We start from the raw sequence: 16,587 nt of genomic DNA, 5'->3' as shown, positions 1-16,587 counted from the left end.
GTGGGTAGTCCCCGCCATGGCCGTGGCCCGGGACCGACAACCGTCGCTGCTGCGTCGGGCCGGGCTGCGTGACGCCGGCAACGACGTCGACACCGCGCGGATCGCCGGTGCCATGGCCTTCCTGCGCCAGCGGGGCCGGGCCACCCTGCGCGACCGGCTGCACCAGGTGCACCTGGCCCTGGGCCTGGCCGTGCAGGCGGGCCTGGCCGCCGCGCTGGCCTGGATCGTGTCGCACCACCTGCTGGGCAACCCGCAACCGGTGTTCGCACCGATCTCGGCGGTCGGCACCCTGGCCGCCTCGGTGGGCCAGCGGCTGCGCCGGACGGTGGAGCTGATCGTCGGGGTGGCGGTCGGGGTGTTCCTCGGCGACGTGCTGATCTACTTCCTCGGCACCGGGGGCTGGCAGCTCGGGTTGGTGGTGACCGCGGCCATCGTGCTCACCACCTTCTTCGGGGCCAGTGTCGCGGTGGTGATCCAGGCCGCCGCGACGGCCGTGCTGATCGTCACGCTGAGCCCGTCCACCGAGGATCTGGAGCTGCCCCGGTTCGTCGACGCGTTCGTCGGCGGTGGCATCGCGTTGCTGGTCACCGCGATCCTGCTGCCGCTCAACCCGCTCCGGGTGATCAACCGGGCGGCCCGGCCGGCGCTGGACCTGCTCGCCGACCAGCTCGACGTCTGCGCCCAGGCGCTGCGCGACCGGGACCGGGGGGCCGCCCAGCGGGCACTGGACCGGCTCCGCGAGAACAAGGAGGAACTGGCCACCTTCACCGAGGCCATCGAGGGGGCCAAGGAGACCAGCACGCTCTCCCCGGCCCGCTGGCACCGGCGCAGCGAACTGACCCACTACGCCGAGGCGGCCGACCCGATCGACCGGGCGATGCGCAACAGCGGCACCCTGATCCGGCGGTCGGTCACCATGATCGAGGACGACGAGCCGGTGCCCGACCCGATGCCGGACGCGGTGGTCCACCTGGCCGAGTCGGTCCGCCTGCTGCGGCACGAGTTCGCCGTCGGGGACGAGCCGGAGCGGGCCCGGGAACGGTCACTGCGCGCGGTCAGCGAGGCCGGCCGGGCGTACGACCAGGGGGTCGGGTTCTCCGGCAGTGTGGTGATCGCCCAGGTGCGTACCACCGCCAGTGACCTGCTGGTCGCCTCGGGGATCGAGCAGGAGGACGCCAACCGGCTGGTCCGGCAGGCGTTCGGCGACAAGGAGAAACCGGGCGGTGGTCCGGCCGAGCAGCACGCCGCCCCGAAACCGCCGACCGCCCCGCCGCTGGGCTGATCCGGCCCCGGACCGGGCCGGCCCGACCGCAGCGCCGGCCGGACCGGCCCACCGCGCACCGGGAGAGCCCGGCCGAACGGGCCGGGGATGACTACGCTGATCCACATGGCCGACACCCCGCCCGGCGGGCCCCCGCCGCCGCCCGCGCCCGCCGTACCGTCGCCGGACGCCGCGGCGCCCCGGATGCCGCTGCGCCGGCTCGGCTGGCGGCGGGTCCTGGTGCTGGCCGGGGTGGTGCTCCTGATCGCCGCCTGCGCGGTCTACATGCTCTACACGCTCGGCTCCAACCTGGGTCTGGACGCGCTGCTGGTCGGGGTGACCGCGGCGATCCTGCCGGTGCCCGTCCTGGTGGCCTGCTTCCTCTGGCTCGACCGGTACGAACCCGAACCGCTGAAGTACCTGATCTTCTGCTTCGCCTGGGGCGCGTTCGTCTCGACCGCCGCGTCGCTGACCGTGAACAACAGCTTCGCCGCCCTGTTCAAGGACTGGGGGCTGTCGTCGTCGCTGACCGGGGTGCTGGTGGCCCCGTTCATCGAGGAGCTGACCAAGGCGCTCGGTCCGATCCTGCTGCTGATCTTCCGCCGGCGGGAGTGGTCCGGGATCACCGACGGCCTGGTCTACTGCGGGCTGTCCGCCGTCGGGTTCGCCATGGTGGAGAACATCCTCTACCTGGGTGGCCTCGGGTACGCCTCGGGCGTCGACCAGTGGGGGCCGGCCACCGGCGTACGCAACGTCATCGTCATCTTCATCTCCCGGATCCTCTTCTTCGGCTTCGCCCACCCGCTGTTCACCTCGATGACCGGGGTGGGGCTGGGCATCGCCGCCCGCACCGCCGACCGGCGGGTACGGGTGCTCGCCCCGATCGCCGGCCTGCTGCTGGCGATGATGCTGCACGGCACCTGGAACCTGATCCCGACGCTGGTCCAGGCCACCGGCCAGGCGGTGATCTTCTTCTACGGGATGGTCGCGGTGATGGTGCCGATCTTCTTCGGCATGGTCGGTTTCGCGGTCTGGCTGCGCGCCTGGGAGGGCCGGCTCACCGAGCGGACCCTGCCCGACTACGTGCGGGCCGGCTGGTTGAGCCCGCCCGAGGTGGCCGCCCTGGGCAGCCTGGGCCGGCGGCACGCCGCCCGCACCTGGGCGCGGCGGGTCGGTGGCGACGCCGGGCTGCGTGCGATGCGCGGCTACCAGTTCGCCGCGACCCGGCTGGCGCTGCTGCGCGACGGGATGCGGCGTGGCCTGGACCGCAAGCCGGCGGAGCGGGAGAACACCCTGCGGGAGGAACGGCAGCTGCTGGAGACGATCGCGGCGTACCGGTCGTTCTTCGTCGGCCGGGACCCGCAGACGCCGGTGGGGGTCTGGGACGGGCAGCGCTACCACCTGCGGTTCCCCGACGGCACGCAGCGGGTCGTCGACGCCCCGGATTCGCCGGTGGTGCCGATCCCGGTGGTGCTCGCCCCGCCGCCGCCCCCGGCCTACCCGGCCGGGTACGGCCCGCCCGGCTGGTACGGCCCCCGCCCGGCCGCCCCCTGGCCGCCCGGCGGGCGCTGACCGACCCGGCCCCGGGCGGAGTCGGGCCCGACGGGCGGGGTCAGGTCATCAGGGTGGTGAGGAAGTCGCCGAGGCCCTGGGCCATCGCCATCAGGGCCGCCCCGATCCCCTTGAACATCTGGGCCGCCCCGTCCGGGCGGAACGCCATGAAGTAGATCAGGAAGGCGACGCTGCCCCAGAGCAGCACCTTCTTCACGAGAACCGGCATCGTCCCTCCCCAGGGCACCTGGACGTGCCTGGCTTCCCGCCGGGAAGCGGGACAAACCGGTAGGCCGCCCGCGACGACCCCGACGCCCCGGGAAGGTCGGGCCCCCTACAGGTAGAGGCCGGTGCTGCCGGTGGACTCGCTCTCCACCCGTTCGGCGGCGACCGCGTGCACGTCCCGCTCGCGCAGCAGCACGTACCCCCGGCCGTGCAGTTCGACCTCGGAACGGTCGTCCGGGTCGAAGAGCACCCGGTCGCCGGCCACCACGGCGCGCACGTGCGGACCCACCCCCACGGCGGTGGCCCAGGCCAACCGCTTGCCGACGGCGGCGGTGGCCGGGATGACGATGCCTGCGGTGGAGCGGCGTTCGCCCTCGCTGCCGTCCTGCCTGACCAGCACCCGGTCGTGCAGCAGGCGGATCGGCAGGCCGGTGTCGAGGTTCGGGTCGGCGGTCACGCCAAGACGCTACCGTGTGGGCCGGTGACGCCCGTGCGGTGGTTGAGCCGATGCGGTGTGGGGCAATGAGTGGCGAAACTGCCCTACGGTGGCAGGCGTACGGACGTACCCTGTCCGGGCCGTCGCCGTGGGCGTCCCGGTGTCGTTTCTCAGGAGGTGCGCTTGAGCCGCTTCGAGCGGGTACGCGGCCGACTCCGCCGCGCGTACGAGTCCGGACGGGAGTCGGTCCGCGCGGGGCGCGCCGATCCGGTCGACGCGCCCGAGGGGGCCGCAGTGGCCACACCCGCGTCCCCCGGCCCGCCGGCCGCCCCGTCGGCGACGGTGGTCGGGGTCGAACCCCCGGCGGCCATGCACAACTCCACCTCCAGCCGCGACGACGCCGACGTGCCGCACGCGCTGCGGATCGCCGCCGCCTGGTCGTGGCGGTTGATCGTGATCGGCGTGGTCACCTGGGCGCTGCTGAAGATCGTCGGGACGATCAGCATCGTGATCATCCCGTTGGCGGTGGCACTGCTGCTCTCCGCGCTGCTCGCCCCGGCGGTGGGCTGGCTGCTGCGGGCCCGGTTCCCCCGGTCGCTGGCCACCGCGGTGGTGATGGTCGGCGGGCTGGCCGCGGTGGTGGGCACGCTGACCCTGGTGGTCAACGAGTTCATCCAGGGCGTGCCGGAGCTGAGCGAGAAGTCGTCGCAGGGCGTCCGGCAGATCCAGGACTGGCTCAAGACCGGCCCGCTGCACCTGTCGGACAGCCAGCTCAACCGCTACATCGAAGAGGCGCAGGGCTGGATCAACGGCAACACCGAGAGGTTCACCAGCGGGGCCCTGGCCACCGCCGCCACCCTGGCCGAGGTGCTCACCGGCGCGATCCTGGTGCTCTTCGCCACCTTCTTCTTCCTGCGCGACGGCAGCCGGATCTGGCGCTTCCTGGTCCGCCTGCTGCCGGTCGCCGCCCGGTGGAAGGTCGACGACGCCGGCCGGGCGTCCTGGGCCACGCTCGGCGCCTACGTGCGGGCCACCGTGCTGGTGGCGTTCATCGACGCGGTGGGCATCGGCATCTTCCTGGTCGTCTTCGACATCCCGTTCGCCTTCCCGCTGGCCGCGCTGGTCTTCCTCGGCGCGTTCATCCCGATCGTCGGGGCCACCCTCTCCGGCGGGGTGGCGGTGCTGGTGGCGCTGGTCGACAGCGGTCCGGTGACCGCGCTGATCATCCTGGGCGTGGTGATCGGCGTGCAGCAGGTCGAGGGGCACCTCCTGCAACCGTTGATCATGGGTCGGGCGGTCGCCATCCACCCGCTCGCGGTGATCATCGGGATCGCCGCCGGGGTGGTGCTCGCCGGCATCACCGGCGCGCTGGTCGCGGTGCCGCTGATCGCGGTGCTCAACACCGCCGTACGCCGGCTCGCCGCCCGCAGCGTGCCCGACACCCCACCGGACGCCGTGGTGGTCGCCTCCCAGGCGCCCTGACCGGCAACGGTCCGACCGACACCGCGAGCCGCCCGTTCCCCGCCGGGGAGCGGGCGGCCCGCCGTCGCGGGGTCAGAGCTTGGCCAGGCGCTCCAGCGCGCCCCGGGCCACCTCCGGCCGGGTGGTGTACCAGAACGGGGGCAGCGAGCGGCGCAGGAACGGCCCGTAGCCGCGCGCCGTCTCCAACCGCGAGTCGAGGACCGCGACCACCCCCCGGTCGCCGGTGGCCCGGATCAACCGGCCCACCCCCTGCGCCAGCCGGACCGCCGCGATCGGCACGCTGACCGCCGAGAAGCCGGACCCGCCGCCCGCGTCCACCGCCGCCGCGCGGGCCGCCGCCAGCGGCTCGTCGGGGCGCGGGAACGGCAGCCTGTCGATCACCACGAGCTGGCACGAGTCGCCCGGCACGTCCACCCCCTGCCAGAGCGACATCACCCCGAACAGGCAGCTCGACCGTTCCTCCCGGAACCGCCGCACCAGCAGCGGCAGCGCCTCCTCGCCCTGGAGCAGCACCGGCAGGTCGGTGCGTGCCCGCAGCAGCTCCGCCGCCTGCTGCGCGGCCCGCCGGGAGGAGAACAACCCGAGGGTACGGCCACCGAGCGCGCCGACCAGCCGCAGCAACTCCTCACCGGCCGCCTCGGGCAGCCCGGAGACGCTGGGCCGGGGCAGGTGCGCGGCGACGTACAGGATGCCCTGCCGGGCGTAGTCGAACGGTGAGCCGACGTCGAGCGACGACCAGCCCGGCCCCGACGTGGCCGGTACGACGCCGGTGGCGGCCCGGCTGCCCGGGGTGCTCGCCACCCCGCCGGCATCCGCCCCGCCGGCCCCGACCGCCGTACCGCCGCCGACGACGCCTGTCGACCGGCCGGCGGTGGCGGTGGCCAACGCGGCGGCGGCCGGGGACGGCGGGGCGGGCGGCGGCGCCTCCAGGCCGAGCGCCCGGGCCACCGTGTCGAACCGGCCGCCCAGCGCCAGCGTCGCCGAGGTGGCGACCACCGTGCGCTCGTCGTACAGGTGGGTGGCGAGGGTGCCGGCGACGGACAGCGGCGCGACCACCAGCGCCCGGCGGCTGCCGTTGTCCGGTTTCTCCACCCAGGCGACGTCGTGGTCGGCCTCCTCCAGCAGCCGCTGCGCGGTGGTCGACAGCTCGTCGAGCACCGCCTTGGCCTGCTGCTTGCGGACCGGGTCCGGGTCGTCGGCCTTGATGTCGCCGATCGCGTCGAGGGCGGCCCGGGTGGCCGCGTCCAGTAGCGTGCACGCCTCGCGCAGCGGGCCGGGCAGGCCGCCGGTGAGCCGGCCGGCCGGGGCCTCGGCCAGCCCCACGGCGAGCGCGTCGCCGGCCTCGGTGAGCCGGTCGGCGACGTCCGGTCGCAGCAGCGGACGGGCCCGTCGGGCGGAGCGGTCGATCTGCTCCGGCACCAGCTCGGCCTGGGCGGCCGAGGAGACCCGGTCGGCCAGCTCGTGCGCCTCGTCGACGATCAGCAGCTTGTGCGGCGGCACGATGTGCCGGCCGGCCAGCATGTCCACCGCGAGCAGGCTGTGGTTGGTGACCACCACGTCGGCCTCGCGGGCGCGGGCCCGGGACGCCTCGGCGAAACACTCCTGGCCGAACGGGCAGCGCGACGCCCCCACGCACTCGCGGGCCGGCATCGAGACCAGCCGCCACGCCTGGTCGTCGACGCCCGGGTCCAGCTCGTCCCGGTCGCCGGTGTCGGTCTTCTCGGCCCAGTCGCGCAGCCGCTGGATCTGCTTGCCCATCCGGCCGGCCTCGCCGAGCCACTTCGTCCCGCCACCGGGCCGCTCGGCGGGCGCGTCGAAGAGGGTGTCCTCCGGTTCGTCCTCGGTGGAGTTGTCCAGCCGGGCCAGGCAGAGGTAGTGGTGCCGCCCCTTGAGCACGGCGAAGGTCGGGCGGCGGCCGAGCAGCGGCTCGACCGCGTCGGCGAGCCGGGGCAGGTCGTGCTCGACCAGTTGGGACTGCAACGCCAGGGTGGCGGTGGAGACCACCACCGGCCCGTCCACGGTCAGCGCGGGGGCGAGGTAACCCAGCGACTTGCCGGTGCCGGTGCCGGCCTGCACCAGCAGGTGCTCGCGGGCGGCGATGCTGCGTTCGATCGCCTCGGTCATCTGCTGCTGGCCCGGCCGGGTCGCGCCGCCGGGCACCGCGCCGACCGCCGCCGCCAGCAGCTCGGTGCCGCTCGGCCGACCACCGCGCCGACGGCCGGAGCGGGCCGAGGGGGTGCTGGGGCCGGCGGCGGTACGGGGCGGAGTCACCGTGCGACGGTACCCGCCGCCGCCGACAGTGGACGTGCCGCCGCCTCCCCGCGTGGCGCGGTCACCGCCCGGATTGTCGTGACCCCGGACGGGTCAACTCGCTGCGGCGGGGAGGGGTCGGAATCGGCTAGGGTGCGATTCATGCCGAGCGACGTGGTCCGTGTGATCTACCGCAAGTACGACGGCAGCGCCCACCGCGACTACCCGGCCCGCCGGCTGGCCGAGGACGACCTCGGGGTGTGGCTGGGGGTGACCGAGGGCACCGCCTCGGTCTACCACGGCCGGCCCTCGGTGGAGCAGATCCCCTTCGTCCTGCTGGTGCCGCACCACGCCTGGTGGACGGGCATGTTCAACCCGCCGCCCCGGACCAGCGAGGTCTACTGCGACATCGCCACCCCGGCCCGCTGGGAGGGCGACGACACCGTCCACCTGGTTGACCTCGACCTGGACGTGGTGCGCCGCCGGACCACCGGCCTGGTGGAGCTGCGCGACGAGGACGAGTTCGCCGAGCACCGGGTCCGGTTCGGCTACCCGGACGACGTGGTGGCGCAGGCGCAGGCGGCGGCGGCGAAGCTGCTCACCGCCCTCGGCGACGGCACCGAGCCGTTCGCCTCGGCGTACCGGAAGTGGCTGGCCCTGGTGGTCTGACCGGGCGTGGCCCGACCGACGCCCGGGAGGCGGCCGGTGCGGTGGTGGGCGAGGATCGGGGGATGCGCGCAGACGAGGAGACGGAGGTCGTCGTACCCGAGGGGGCGACGATGCGGCAGTTGTTGCGGGTGCCCGGCGGTGGCGGCCCGGTCGACCTGGGGGCGGTCGACCCCCGGGCCACCCCGGGGCTGCCCGTCGTGGCGGGCCGGGGCCGGGACCGTAAGCCGTGGGCCCGCCGGCAGGTGGAGCTGGTCGGTGCCGGACTCGCCCGGCAGCAGGAGATGCTGTTCGCCACCGCGCGGGCGGCCGGCGAACCGGGCCCGTCGGTGTCCGCTCCCGCCCGGGACGGGGCGCGGCTGGGCCGGGGCCGACCGGGGCGGCTGCTGCTGGTGCTCCAGGCGATGGACTGCGGGGGCAAGGACGGCACGGTGAAGCGGGTGGCCGGCGCGATGAACCCACTCGGCCTGCACCTCCGCTCGTTCGGCCCGCCGACCCGGCAGGAGCTGCGGCACGACTTCCTGTGGCGGGTCCGCCGGGCGCTGCCCCCGCCCGGGTACGTCGGGGTGTTCAACCGCTCGCACTACGAGGACGTGCTGGTGGCCCGGGTCGACGCCCTGGTGCCCGAGCAGACCTGGCGGGCCCGCTACGACCAGATCAACGCCTTCGAGCGGGAGTTGACCGACGGCGGGGTGACCCTGGTCAAGGTGATGCTGCACATCTCGCCGGACGAGCAGGCGCGGCGGTTGGCGCAGCGGCTGACCGACCCGACGAAGTACTGGAAGTACCAGCCCAGCGACCTCGACTCCCGGGCCCGCTGGGACGACTACCAGGCCGCGTACGCGGAGGCGCTGGGGCGGTGCGACACGGACGCCGCGCCCTGGTTCGTGGTCCCGGCGGACCGTAAGTGGTACCGGGACTGGGCGGTGGCGCACCTGCTGCGGGAGACGTTCGAGGGTCTTGATCTGGGGTATCCGGCTGCCGGTTTCGACGTGGAACGGGAGCGCCAGCGGTTGGCGAGTGGCGGTGGTGACGGCCGAGGTGAACAGCAGATGAACGAGCGGTGAATCGGTTCTGACCAGGGGTAGGCCGGCGGAGACCCGCTCCGGTGGGGTACCTAGCATGCATCAGCGGACGCCCCCTGGGGCGGCGGCCACCCTTCCACCGACACGACGAGGTCCGTGCTGTGAAGTTTTCCTTCCGTCCCACCGAGGGCGCTTTCTACGAGCTCTTCACCAGGGCCGCGCAGAACCTGGTGAAGGGCACGGAGCTGCTCAACGAGCTGGCCCTGCCCGGCGTCGACGTGCAGTCGGTCAGCGAGCGGCTGACCGAGGTCGAGCACGACAGCGACCAGATCACCCACGATCTCTACAAGAAGATCAACTCCACCTTCATCACCCCGTTCGACCGGGAGGACATCTACCGGCTGGGCTCGCTGCTCGACGACGTGATGGACCACCTGGAGGCGGTCGGCAACCTGCTCTACCTCTACGGGCTCACCAAGCTCCCGTCGCTGCCGCGCGAGCTGCACGAGCTGGTCAACGTGCTCGACCTCCAGGCCAAGCTGACCGCCGAGGCGATGCCCCGGCTGAAGTCGATGAAGGATCTCGAGGACTACTGGATCGAGTGCAACCGGCTGGAGAACGACGGCGACCAGGCGTACCGGATGCTGCTGGTCCGGCTCTTCTCCGGCGAGTACGACGCGCTGACCGTGCTGAAGATGAAGGAGGTCGCCGACGAGCTGGAGGCCGCCTGCGACGCCTTCGAGCACGTGGCGAACACCGTCGAGACCATCGCGGTCAAGGAGTCCTGATCCTGTGAGTCCCGAACTCATCGCCGTGCTGGCGGTGATCGCGGTGGCCCTGGCGTTCGACTACACCAACGGCTTCCACGACGCCGCCAACGCGATCGCGACAAGCGTCTCCACCCGGGCGCTGACCCCCCGGATCGCCCTGGGCCTGGCCGCGGTCGGCAACTTCGTCGGCGCGCACTTCGGCGCGGGGGTCGCCAAGACCGTCGGTGACGGCCTGGTCACCCTCCCCACCGGGGTGGGCAGTCTCGGGGTGGTCTTCGCCGGGGTGCTCGGCGCGATCGCCTGGAACCTGATCACCTGGTACTTCGGCCTGCCGTCGTCGTCCTCGCACGCGCTGTTCGGCGGGCTGGTCGGGGCCACCCTGCTCTCCACCGGCGGTGTGGTGCAGTGGGTCACCATCGGTGAGAAGGTCATCCTGCCGATGGTGCTGTCCCCGATCATCGGGCTCACCCTCGGTTACCTGCTGATGCTGGCCATCCTGTGGGCGTTCCGCAAGGGGCAGCCGGGCAAGCTCAACCGGGGCTTCCGGTGGGCGCAGACCGCCTCGGCGGCGGCCATGTCGGTCGGCCACGGCATGCAGGACGCGGCCAAGACCATGGGCATCGTGGTGCTGGCCCTCTACACCGGCGGATTCCAGGACGACAAGACGCACATCCCGGGCTGGGTCTTCTGGACCTCGGCGACCATGCTGGCGCTCGGTACGTACGCCGGTGGGTGGCGGATCATCCGGACCCTGGGCCGTAAGATCATCGACCTGGGTCCGCCGGAGGGTTTCGCGGCCGAGACGGTGGCCAGCGCGGTGCTCTACTTCAACGCCCTGGTGCTCAAGGCCCCGATCTCCACCACCCACACGATCACCTCGGCGATCATGGGGGTGGGCGCGACCAAGCGGCTCTCCGCCGTCCGCTGGAACGTGGCCGGCAACATCGTGCTCGCCTGGATCATCACGTTCCCGGCCGCCGCGCTGATCGCCTGCCTCACCTACCTGTTGGTCCGCCCGCTGTTCTGACCGTCGTCGCCGAGGGGCCCCCGGTCCCGGGGTGCCCCTCGGCGACGCCGTGCTCAGGCGTAGTCGACGCCGATCCTGGCCCGGATGTCGTCCAGCAGGGCCATCACCTCCAGCGTGACCGCGTGCGGCACCAGCGGGCTCTCGGTCAGCCCGGCCGCCAGGCAGCGCTGCACCTCGACGGCCTCGTACTGGTAGCCGCCGCCGGCCGGGTCGTCGGTGAGCGTCTCCGGCTCGGCACCGGCCCGGTGCAGCACCGCCGAACCCGGCCGGAAGAACGGTTCGGGCAGCTCGATCCGGCCGGTGGTGCCGGTGATCGCGGCGGTCAGCGGGGTCGCCCCCACCATGCCGCAGCCGAGCGTGGCGACCGCGCCCGAGTCGTACCCGAAGACGATGCCGGTGTTCTCGTCCACCCCCTCCGGGCTGAGCTTCGCCCACGCCTGCACGTGCTGCGGCACGCCGAGCAGCAGGTGGGCCAGGCTCACCGGGTAGACGCCCAGGTCCAGCAGGGCGCCGCCGCCCAGCGCCGGGTTACGCATCCGGTGCTCCGGCGGGAAGGGACCGGCCACCCCGAAGTCGGCCCGCACACCTGTCACCTCGCCGATCGCCCCGGCCCGGACCAGCTCGACCAGGCGCAGGATCAGCGGGTTGCAGCGCATCCACATGGCCTCCATCAGGAAGACCCCCCGGGCCCGCGCCAGCTCGACCAGCTCGGTGCTGGTGGCCAGGTCCAGGGTGAACGGCTTCTCCAGCAGCACCGCCCGGCCGGCCTCCAGGCAGATCCGGGCCGCCTCGTGGTGGGCGGCGTGCGGGGTGGCCACGTAGATCGCGTCCAACCCGTCGTCGGCCGCCAGCTCGGCCCACGAGCCGTACGCCCGGTCGGCCCCGTGACGTCCGGCGAACTCCTCGGCACTCCCGATGGTCCGTGAGCCGACCGCGACCAGCTCGGCCCCCGGCACCAGCCGGAGGTCCTCGGCGAACCGGCCGGCGATGTGGCCGGTGGACAGAATCCCCCAACGTGTCATGCGCCCACGCTAGCCCGCCGCTCGTCAGGCGTCGGCGGCCCGGCACCGTCGTCCCGCCCGTCGGGGCCCGCGCGTCGGGGCCCGCCCGTCGGGGCCCGCCCGTCGGGAACGTCGAACCGGAGACGTCGAACCGGGGACGTCGAACCGGGAACGTCGACCGGGAGGCGTCCGCCGGGGTCGTCGGCCCGGGTCGTCGGCCCGGGGGTGGTCCGGGCGGCGGGGCTAGGCTCGGCGCATGACGATCGACGGCACCGGTTTCCCCGCCCCGCCGGCCCTGGTCGAGCACGCCCGTCGGTTCCACGCCGAGGGCGGCACCCCGGCGACGCCCCGGGTCGCGGCCACCGTGCTGCTGCTCCGCCCGACCGGCACCGACTTCGAGGTGTACGTCATCCGCCGGGTCGCCGCGATGGCCTTCGGCGGGGTGTACGCCTTCCCCGGCGGCGGTGTCGACCCGTCGGACTCCGAGGCGCACCTGGACTGGGCCGGGCCCGACCCGGCAACCTGGGCGGGGCGGCTGGGCGTCACGCCCGAGGCCGCCCGGGCCGTGGTGTGCGCCGCCGCGCGGGAGGTCTTCGAGGAGGCCGGGGTGCTGCTGGCCGGCCCCGACCCGGACACCGTGGTGGGCGACGTCAGCGGTGACGACTGGGAGGCCGCACGGCAGGATCTGGAGGCGCGCCGGCGGGGCTTCGCCGGGCTGCTCGCCGAGCGGCAGCTCACCCTGCGGTCCGACCTGCTGCTGCCGTGGAGCCGGTGGATCACCCCGGAGTTCGAGCCGCGCCGCTTCGACACGTACTTCTTCGTCGCTCTGCTGCCCCGGGGGCAGCGGACCCGGGACGTCTCCGGCGAGGCCGACCACACCATGTGGGTCCGCCCGGCGGACGCCCTGGCCCGCGCGCGGGCCGGCGAGCTGACCATGCTCCCGCCCACCCTGGTCACCCTGGCCGAGGTGGCCGCCGCCGCTGCCGGCGGCGCTGCCGTGTCGGCCGGCGGCGTCACTGCCGGCGGTGCCGCCGCTGCTACCGGTGCCGCTGCTACCGGTGCCGCCGCTGGCGTGGCTGCTGGCGCTGCTGGCACCGGTGGCGTGGCGGCGGTGGCGCGTGCCTCGGCGGCCCGGGACGCGGCCACCCCGGTGACCCCCCGCCTCCACGTCGCCGAGGACGGCACCCCGCACTTCACCCTCGCCTGACTTCCGCCCGCCTCCCGCGTCGGGCGAACGGTCGAGGGCTACCGGCCCCGCTGCACTCGGTTCCGCCGCGCTCCACCGTGCAGGTCCACCGAGTGCGGGCCCGGCGGCGAACCGGCGGCCCCGGCCCGGACGGTCGCCACTGGACCCTTTCGAGCTGATGACGCTGGCGACTCACCGGCACCGCCGGTACGGACGGTTCGCGTACCGGGCCTTGCGGCCGCTGGTGGCGCCGTGCCACCGGGCGGAGGTACCCGTGCCACCGGGCGGGGGTACCCGTGCCACCGGGCGGGGGTACCCGTGCCACCGGGCGGGGGTACCCGTGCCACCGGGCGGGGGTACCCGTGCGGGCGGTCGAACCGGCGACGTCGCTGGGCGGGTGAGTCGTTGACGTCATCAGGTCGAAAGGGCCCGCAGGGGTGTTCCGGGGCCTCACCGCTGCGGCGGTCGCCCCGCAGGGACGCCTCCGGCCCCCCGCACACCCGGCCCCCCCCGCACACCCGGCCCCCGCACACCCGGTCACGCGCCCGGCCCCGCCCACGCCGGACCCCGGCCCCGCCCCGGCCCGCCACGGCTCCGCCCGCCCGGACCACGGCCCCGCCACGGCTCCGCCCGCCCGGGTCCCGTGCCCCGCCCTGCGGACGGACGTCCGGCCCCCGCACGCCGCGCCCCGCACGCCCCGCGCAGCGGAGTGGGCGGAGCGGGTGGGGGTCAGCCGAAGCGGCCGGTGATGTAGTCCTCGGTCTTCTTCTGGCCGGGGTTGCTGAAGATCTTCTGGGTGTTGTCGTACTCGATCAGCCGGCCGGGGTCACCGGTCTTCTCGATCGAGAAGAAGGCGGTGCGGTCGGAGACCCGGGCCGCCTGCTGCATGTTGTGGGTGACGATGATGATGGTGAACTTGTCCTTGAGCTGGAACATCAGGTCCTCGATGGCCAGCGTCGAGATCGGGTCCAGCGCCGAGCAGGGCTCGTCCATCAGCACCACCTGCGGCTCGACCGCGATGGTCCGGGCGATGCACAGCCGCTGCTGCTGACCGCCGGACAGGCCCGCGCCGGGCTTGCCGAGGCGGTCCTTGACCTCGTCCCACAGGTTCGCCGCGCGCAGCGCCTTCTCGGCGGCCTCGTCCAGGATGGACTTCCGGCGGACCCCGTTGAGCCGCAGCCCGGCCACCACGTTCTCGAAGATGCTCATGGTGGGGAACGGGTTCGGACGCTGAAACACCATGCCGATCATGCGGCGGACGGCGGTCACGTCGACGTCGCGGTGGTAGACGTCCTGGCCGTCGATGGTCAGGCTGCCCTCGACCCGGGCACCCGGCAGCACCTCGTGCATCCGGTTGATCGATCGCAGGAAGGTCGACTTGCCGCAGCCGGACGGACCGATCAGGGCGGTGACCGTCTTCGGCTCGACCGTCAGGTTGATGTTCTCGATCGCCTTGAAACCGCCGTAGTAGGCGGTCACGTCGGTGGCGTCGATGCGCTTGGCCATGGTGGTACCTCCGGGGTTCATCGGCCGAGCCGGTTGCGGCGGGCCAGCAGCTTCGCGGCGACGGTCAGGACGAGCACGAGGACGACCAGGGTCAACGCCGCGGTCCAGGCCCGTGCCGGGGAGTACCTCGACGCCTCGCCGGCCTGCTGGTAGACGAAGAGGGCCAGCGACGACTGGTTGTTCTCGAACGGGTTGAAGTTGATCGCCGCGCCACCACCGGCGACGAGCAGCACCGGGGCGGTCTCCCCGGCGGCCCGCGCGATGGAGAGCATGATGCCGGTGACGATGCCGGGCAGGGCGGTCGGCAACACCACCCGCAGGATCGTCTTCCACTTCGGCACGCCGAGGGCGTACGCACCCTCCCGCAGCGGCGCGGGGACCAGCCGCAGCATCTCCTCGGTGGAACGGACCACCGTGGGCAGCATCAGCACGCTCAACGCGAGCGCGGCCGCGAAACCGGAGAAGCCGGGCTGGCCGTCGTTGAACCACGGGGACACGATCAGCACCCAGAAGGCCAGCACGAACAGGCCGGTGACGATGGACGGGATGCCCGTCATCACGTCGACGAAGAACCGGATGGTGAAGGCGAACCGGCCCCGGCCGTACTCGACGATGTAGATCGCGCAGAGCACGCCGAGCGGGACGGTGATCGCGGTGGCGATGCCGACCTGCTCCAGGGTGCCGACGATGGCGTGGTACGCGCCGCCGTTGGCGTCCCGGGCCCCGATGTTGTTCATCGAGCTGCCGAAGAAGTCAGCGTCGAGCCGGGCGGTGCCCTTGCTGACCAGCGTCCACACCACGGAGGCCAGCGGCAGCACGGCCAGCACCAGGGCGGAATGGATCAGCGCGCTCCAGAACCGGTTGCGGGCCGAGCGTCGGCCCTCCACCGCGTTGGCCGCGACGAAGAGACCGGTCAGGTAGAGCAGCGCGCCGAGCACCACGACCAGGACCGGGCCGCCGAGGTCGACGCCGTAGACGATGCCGGCGGCGACCAGCAGGGCCAGCACCGCCAGGGCGGGGGCGGCGTACCCGGGCAGGCGGCGGGCCCGCAGGCTGTCCGGCTGGGCCGGCGGGCGGGAACGGCGGGGGGTGAGGGTGGTGGTCATGCGGCCGACTCCGTGAACTCGCGGCGGCGGTAGATGATCGCCCGCGCGGTGATGTTGACGACCAGCGTGATCGCGAAGAGCACCAGGCCGGAGGCGATGAGCGCGCCCCGGCCGGTCTCGTTCGCCTCCGCGAACCGGTTGGCGATGTTCGCGGCGATGCTGTTGCCGCCGTTGGCGAGGATGTTGAACGAGATGGCGTACGTCGAACCGAGGGTGAGCGCGAGCGCGATGGTCTCGCCGAGCGCCCGGCCGAGGCCGAGCATGACGGCGGCGATGATGCCCGGCCGGCCGTACGGCAGCACCGCCGTGCGCAGCATCTCCCAGCGGGTGGCGCCCAGCGCGAGGGCGGCCTCCTCGTTGGCCGTCGGGGTCTGGAGGAACACCTCGCGGGAGAGCGAGGTGATGATCGGCAGCACCATGATCGCCAGGACCAGCGACCCGAGCAGGATCGAGTTGCCGTACGGGCCGTCGCCGAAGATCGGGATCCAGCCGAAGTACCTGTTCAGCCAGGCCGACAGGTCGGCGACCGGCCCGACCAGGTAGTCCCGCCCCCACAGGCCGAACACCACGCTCGGCACGGCGGCCAGCAGGTCGATCACGAAGCCCAGCGCGGTGCCGAGCCGCCGGGGCGCGTAGTGCGACAGGTAGAGGGCGATGCCCAGCGCCACCGGCACCGCGACCAGCAGCGCCAGCAGGGCGGTGAGCACGGTGCCGAAGGCGAGCGCGCCGATGCCGAACGTGGGCGGGTCGTCGTTGGGGAACCAGCCCTCGAAGGTCCAGAAGTTCGCACTGTTGGCCCGTAGCGCCGGCACGGCCTTGGCGATCAGGAAGACCGCGATGGCCGCGATGATGACCAGCACGGCGACGCCGGCGGCCAGGGTCACGCCACGGAACGCCCGTTCCGCGCCGAACGCGCGGGCCCGGGGCAGCCCGCCGCCTCCGCCGAGGCCACGGTCGTCATCGGGGGTACGGGGGCTGACTGGTGCCTCGGCCACACGCGCCGAGGCACCGGCGGACCGCTCGTGACCCAGGGTCACGGGGTGTCCGCCGGTGCCGGCGTGTGCCGAGCGGTGAGGGGTTTCACCCATCTGCTCG

Annotated in this window: 14 protein-coding genes and 1 pseudogene; 8 read left to right on the top strand and 7 right to left on the bottom strand. The window is 73.6% G+C overall.

The window, feature by feature from the left end:
- Positions 1 to 16: 16 nt before the first annotated feature.
- Positions 17 to 1,282, top strand: a complete 1,266-nt coding sequence (locus ACN268_RS19065) for an FUSC family protein (RefSeq protein WP_421484369.1) — start codon at positions 17 to 19, stop codon at positions 1,280 to 1,282.
- A gap of 68 nt (positions 1,283 to 1,350) precedes the next feature.
- Positions 1,351 to 2,833: pseudogene (locus ACN268_RS19060) on the top strand (PrsW family intramembrane metalloprotease); the annotation flags it as partial.
- Positions 2,834 to 2,873: 40 nt separating this feature from the next.
- Here the strand turns inward: ACN268_RS19060 and ACN268_RS19055 are convergent.
- A complete protein-coding gene (locus tag ACN268_RS19055; RefSeq protein ID WP_204924719.1) occupies positions 2,874 to 3,041 on the bottom strand; it encodes a hypothetical protein in 168 nt (55 codons plus the stop codon).
- Positions 3,042 to 3,146: 105 nt separating this feature from the next.
- Positions 3,147 to 3,494, bottom strand: coding sequence for a GroES family chaperonin (locus ACN268_RS19050; protein ID WP_088643178.1), 348 nt, complete (start codon positions 3,492 to 3,494; stop codon positions 3,147 to 3,149).
- Between the two features lie 78 nt (positions 3,495 to 3,572).
- Here ACN268_RS19050 and ACN268_RS19045 point away from each other — a divergent pair, with 78 nt between their 5' ends.
- Positions 3,573 to 4,955, top strand: a complete 1,383-nt coding sequence (locus ACN268_RS19045) for an AI-2E family transporter (protein WP_421486935.1) — start codon at positions 3,573 to 3,575, stop codon at positions 4,953 to 4,955.
- A gap of 72 nt (positions 4,956 to 5,027) precedes the next feature.
- Here ACN268_RS19045 and ACN268_RS19040 read toward each other — a convergent pair whose 3' ends face one another.
- Positions 5,028 to 7,226, bottom strand: a complete 2,199-nt coding sequence (locus ACN268_RS19040) for an ATP-dependent DNA helicase (RefSeq protein ID WP_421484368.1) — start codon at positions 7,224 to 7,226, stop codon at positions 5,028 to 5,030.
- 141 nt (positions 7,227 to 7,367) lie between these two features.
- On the opposite strand from ACN268_RS19040, the gene ACN268_RS19035 reads away from it, so the two are divergent.
- From ACN268_RS19035 to ACN268_RS19020, 4 genes are all read left to right on the top strand, one after another.
- The gene (locus ACN268_RS19035; RefSeq protein WP_421484367.1) at positions 7,368 to 7,874 is read left to right on the top strand and encodes a DUF402 domain-containing protein; all 507 of its coding nucleotides are present in this window, start codon (positions 7,368 to 7,370) and stop codon (positions 7,872 to 7,874) included.
- Positions 7,875 to 7,936: 62 nt separating this feature from the next.
- On the top strand, positions 7,937 to 8,938 hold the full coding sequence (locus ACN268_RS19030; RefSeq protein WP_421484366.1) for a PPK2 family polyphosphate kinase: 1,002 nt from the start codon (positions 7,937 to 7,939) through the stop codon (positions 8,936 to 8,938).
- A gap of 119 nt (positions 8,939 to 9,057) precedes the next feature.
- The gene (locus ACN268_RS19025) at positions 9,058 to 9,684 is read left to right on the top strand and encodes a DUF47 domain-containing protein (protein ID WP_067311399.1); all 627 of its coding nucleotides are present in this window, start codon (positions 9,058 to 9,060) and stop codon (positions 9,682 to 9,684) included.
- A 4-nt stretch (positions 9,685 to 9,688) separates the two neighbouring features.
- Positions 9,689 to 10,693: an inorganic phosphate transporter gene (locus ACN268_RS19020; RefSeq protein ID WP_204924724.1), complete on the top strand. Its 1,005-nt coding sequence runs from the start codon at positions 9,689 to 9,691 to the stop codon at positions 10,691 to 10,693.
- 53 nt (positions 10,694 to 10,746) lie between these two features.
- On the opposite strand, the gene ACN268_RS19015 is transcribed toward ACN268_RS19020, so the two are convergent.
- Positions 10,747 to 11,715 carry a Gfo/Idh/MocA family protein gene (locus tag ACN268_RS19015; RefSeq protein WP_421484365.1) on the bottom strand — a complete coding sequence of 323 codons (969 nt, stop codon included), beginning with the start codon at positions 11,713 to 11,715 and terminating at the stop codon, positions 10,747 to 10,749.
- Positions 11,716 to 11,950: 235 nt separating this feature from the next.
- On the opposite strand from ACN268_RS19015, the gene ACN268_RS19010 reads away from it, so the two are divergent.
- Positions 11,951 to 12,901, top strand: coding sequence for an NUDIX hydrolase (locus ACN268_RS19010; RefSeq protein ID WP_421484364.1), 951 nt, complete (start codon positions 11,951 to 11,953; stop codon positions 12,899 to 12,901).
- A 708-nt stretch (positions 12,902 to 13,609) separates the two neighbouring features.
- On the opposite strand, the gene pstB is transcribed toward ACN268_RS19010, so the two are convergent.
- Genes pstB through pstC form a run of 3 tightly spaced genes read right to left on the bottom strand, consistent with a single transcriptional unit; the run spans position 13,610 to position 16,580 of the window.
- On the bottom strand, positions 13,610 to 14,386 hold the full coding sequence (pstB, locus tag ACN268_RS19005; RefSeq protein WP_145921987.1) for a phosphate ABC transporter ATP-binding protein PstB: 777 nt from the start codon (positions 14,384 to 14,386) through the stop codon (positions 13,610 to 13,612).
- A 17-nt stretch (positions 14,387 to 14,403) separates the two neighbouring features.
- A complete protein-coding gene (gene pstA, locus ACN268_RS19000) occupies positions 14,404 to 15,492 on the bottom strand; it encodes a phosphate ABC transporter permease PstA (RefSeq protein WP_421484363.1) in 1,089 nt (362 codons plus the stop codon).
- Positions 15,489 to 16,580 carry a phosphate ABC transporter permease subunit PstC gene (gene pstC, locus ACN268_RS18995; RefSeq protein ID WP_088643170.1) on the bottom strand — a complete coding sequence of 364 codons (1,092 nt, stop codon included), beginning with the start codon at positions 16,578 to 16,580 and terminating at the stop codon, positions 15,489 to 15,491. Before pstC ends, pstA begins: the two co-directional genes overlap by 4 nt.
- Positions 16,581 to 16,587: the final 7 nt, after the last annotated feature.

It is taken from the genome of Micromonospora sp. WMMD735, assembly GCF_049178995.1.
GTDB lineage: Bacteria > Actinomycetota > Actinomycetes > Mycobacteriales > Micromonosporaceae > Micromonospora > Micromonospora wenchangensis.
Note: the sequence above shows the minus strand (reverse complement) of the source record. Positions and strands in the feature narration are given on the sequence as shown.

Excerpts from the sequence above, each read along its gene's own strand:
- pstB (WP_145921987.1), bottom strand. The coding sequence starts at position 14,386 with ATGGCCAAGCGCATCGACGCCACCGACGTGACCGCCTACTACGGCGGT.
- pstC (WP_088643170.1), bottom strand. The coding sequence starts at position 16,580 with ATGGGTGAAACCCCTCACCGCTCGGCACACGCCGGCACCGGCGGACAC.
- ACN268_RS19010 (WP_421484364.1), top strand. The coding sequence starts at position 11,951 with ATGACGATCGACGGCACCGGTTTCCCCGCCCCGCCGGCCCTGGTCGAG.
- ACN268_RS19035 (WP_421484367.1), top strand. The coding sequence starts at position 7,368 with ATGCCGAGCGACGTGGTCCGTGTGATCTACCGCAAGTACGACGGCAGC.
- ACN268_RS19055 (WP_204924719.1), bottom strand. The coding sequence starts at position 3,041 with ATGCCGGTTCTCGTGAAGAAGGTGCTGCTCTGGGGCAGCGTCGCCTTC.
- pstA (WP_421484363.1), bottom strand. The coding sequence starts at position 15,492 with ATGACCACCACCCTCACCCCCCGCCGTTCCCGCCCGCCGGCCCAGCCG.
- ACN268_RS19030 (WP_421484366.1), top strand. The coding sequence starts at position 7,937 with ATGCGCGCAGACGAGGAGACGGAGGTCGTCGTACCCGAGGGGGCGACG.
- ACN268_RS19015 (WP_421484365.1), bottom strand. The coding sequence starts at position 11,715 with ATGACACGTTGGGGGATTCTGTCCACCGGCCACATCGCCGGCCGGTTC.
- ACN268_RS19065 (WP_421484369.1), top strand. The coding sequence starts at position 17 with ATGGCCGTGGCCCGGGACCGACAACCGTCGCTGCTGCGTCGGGCCGGG.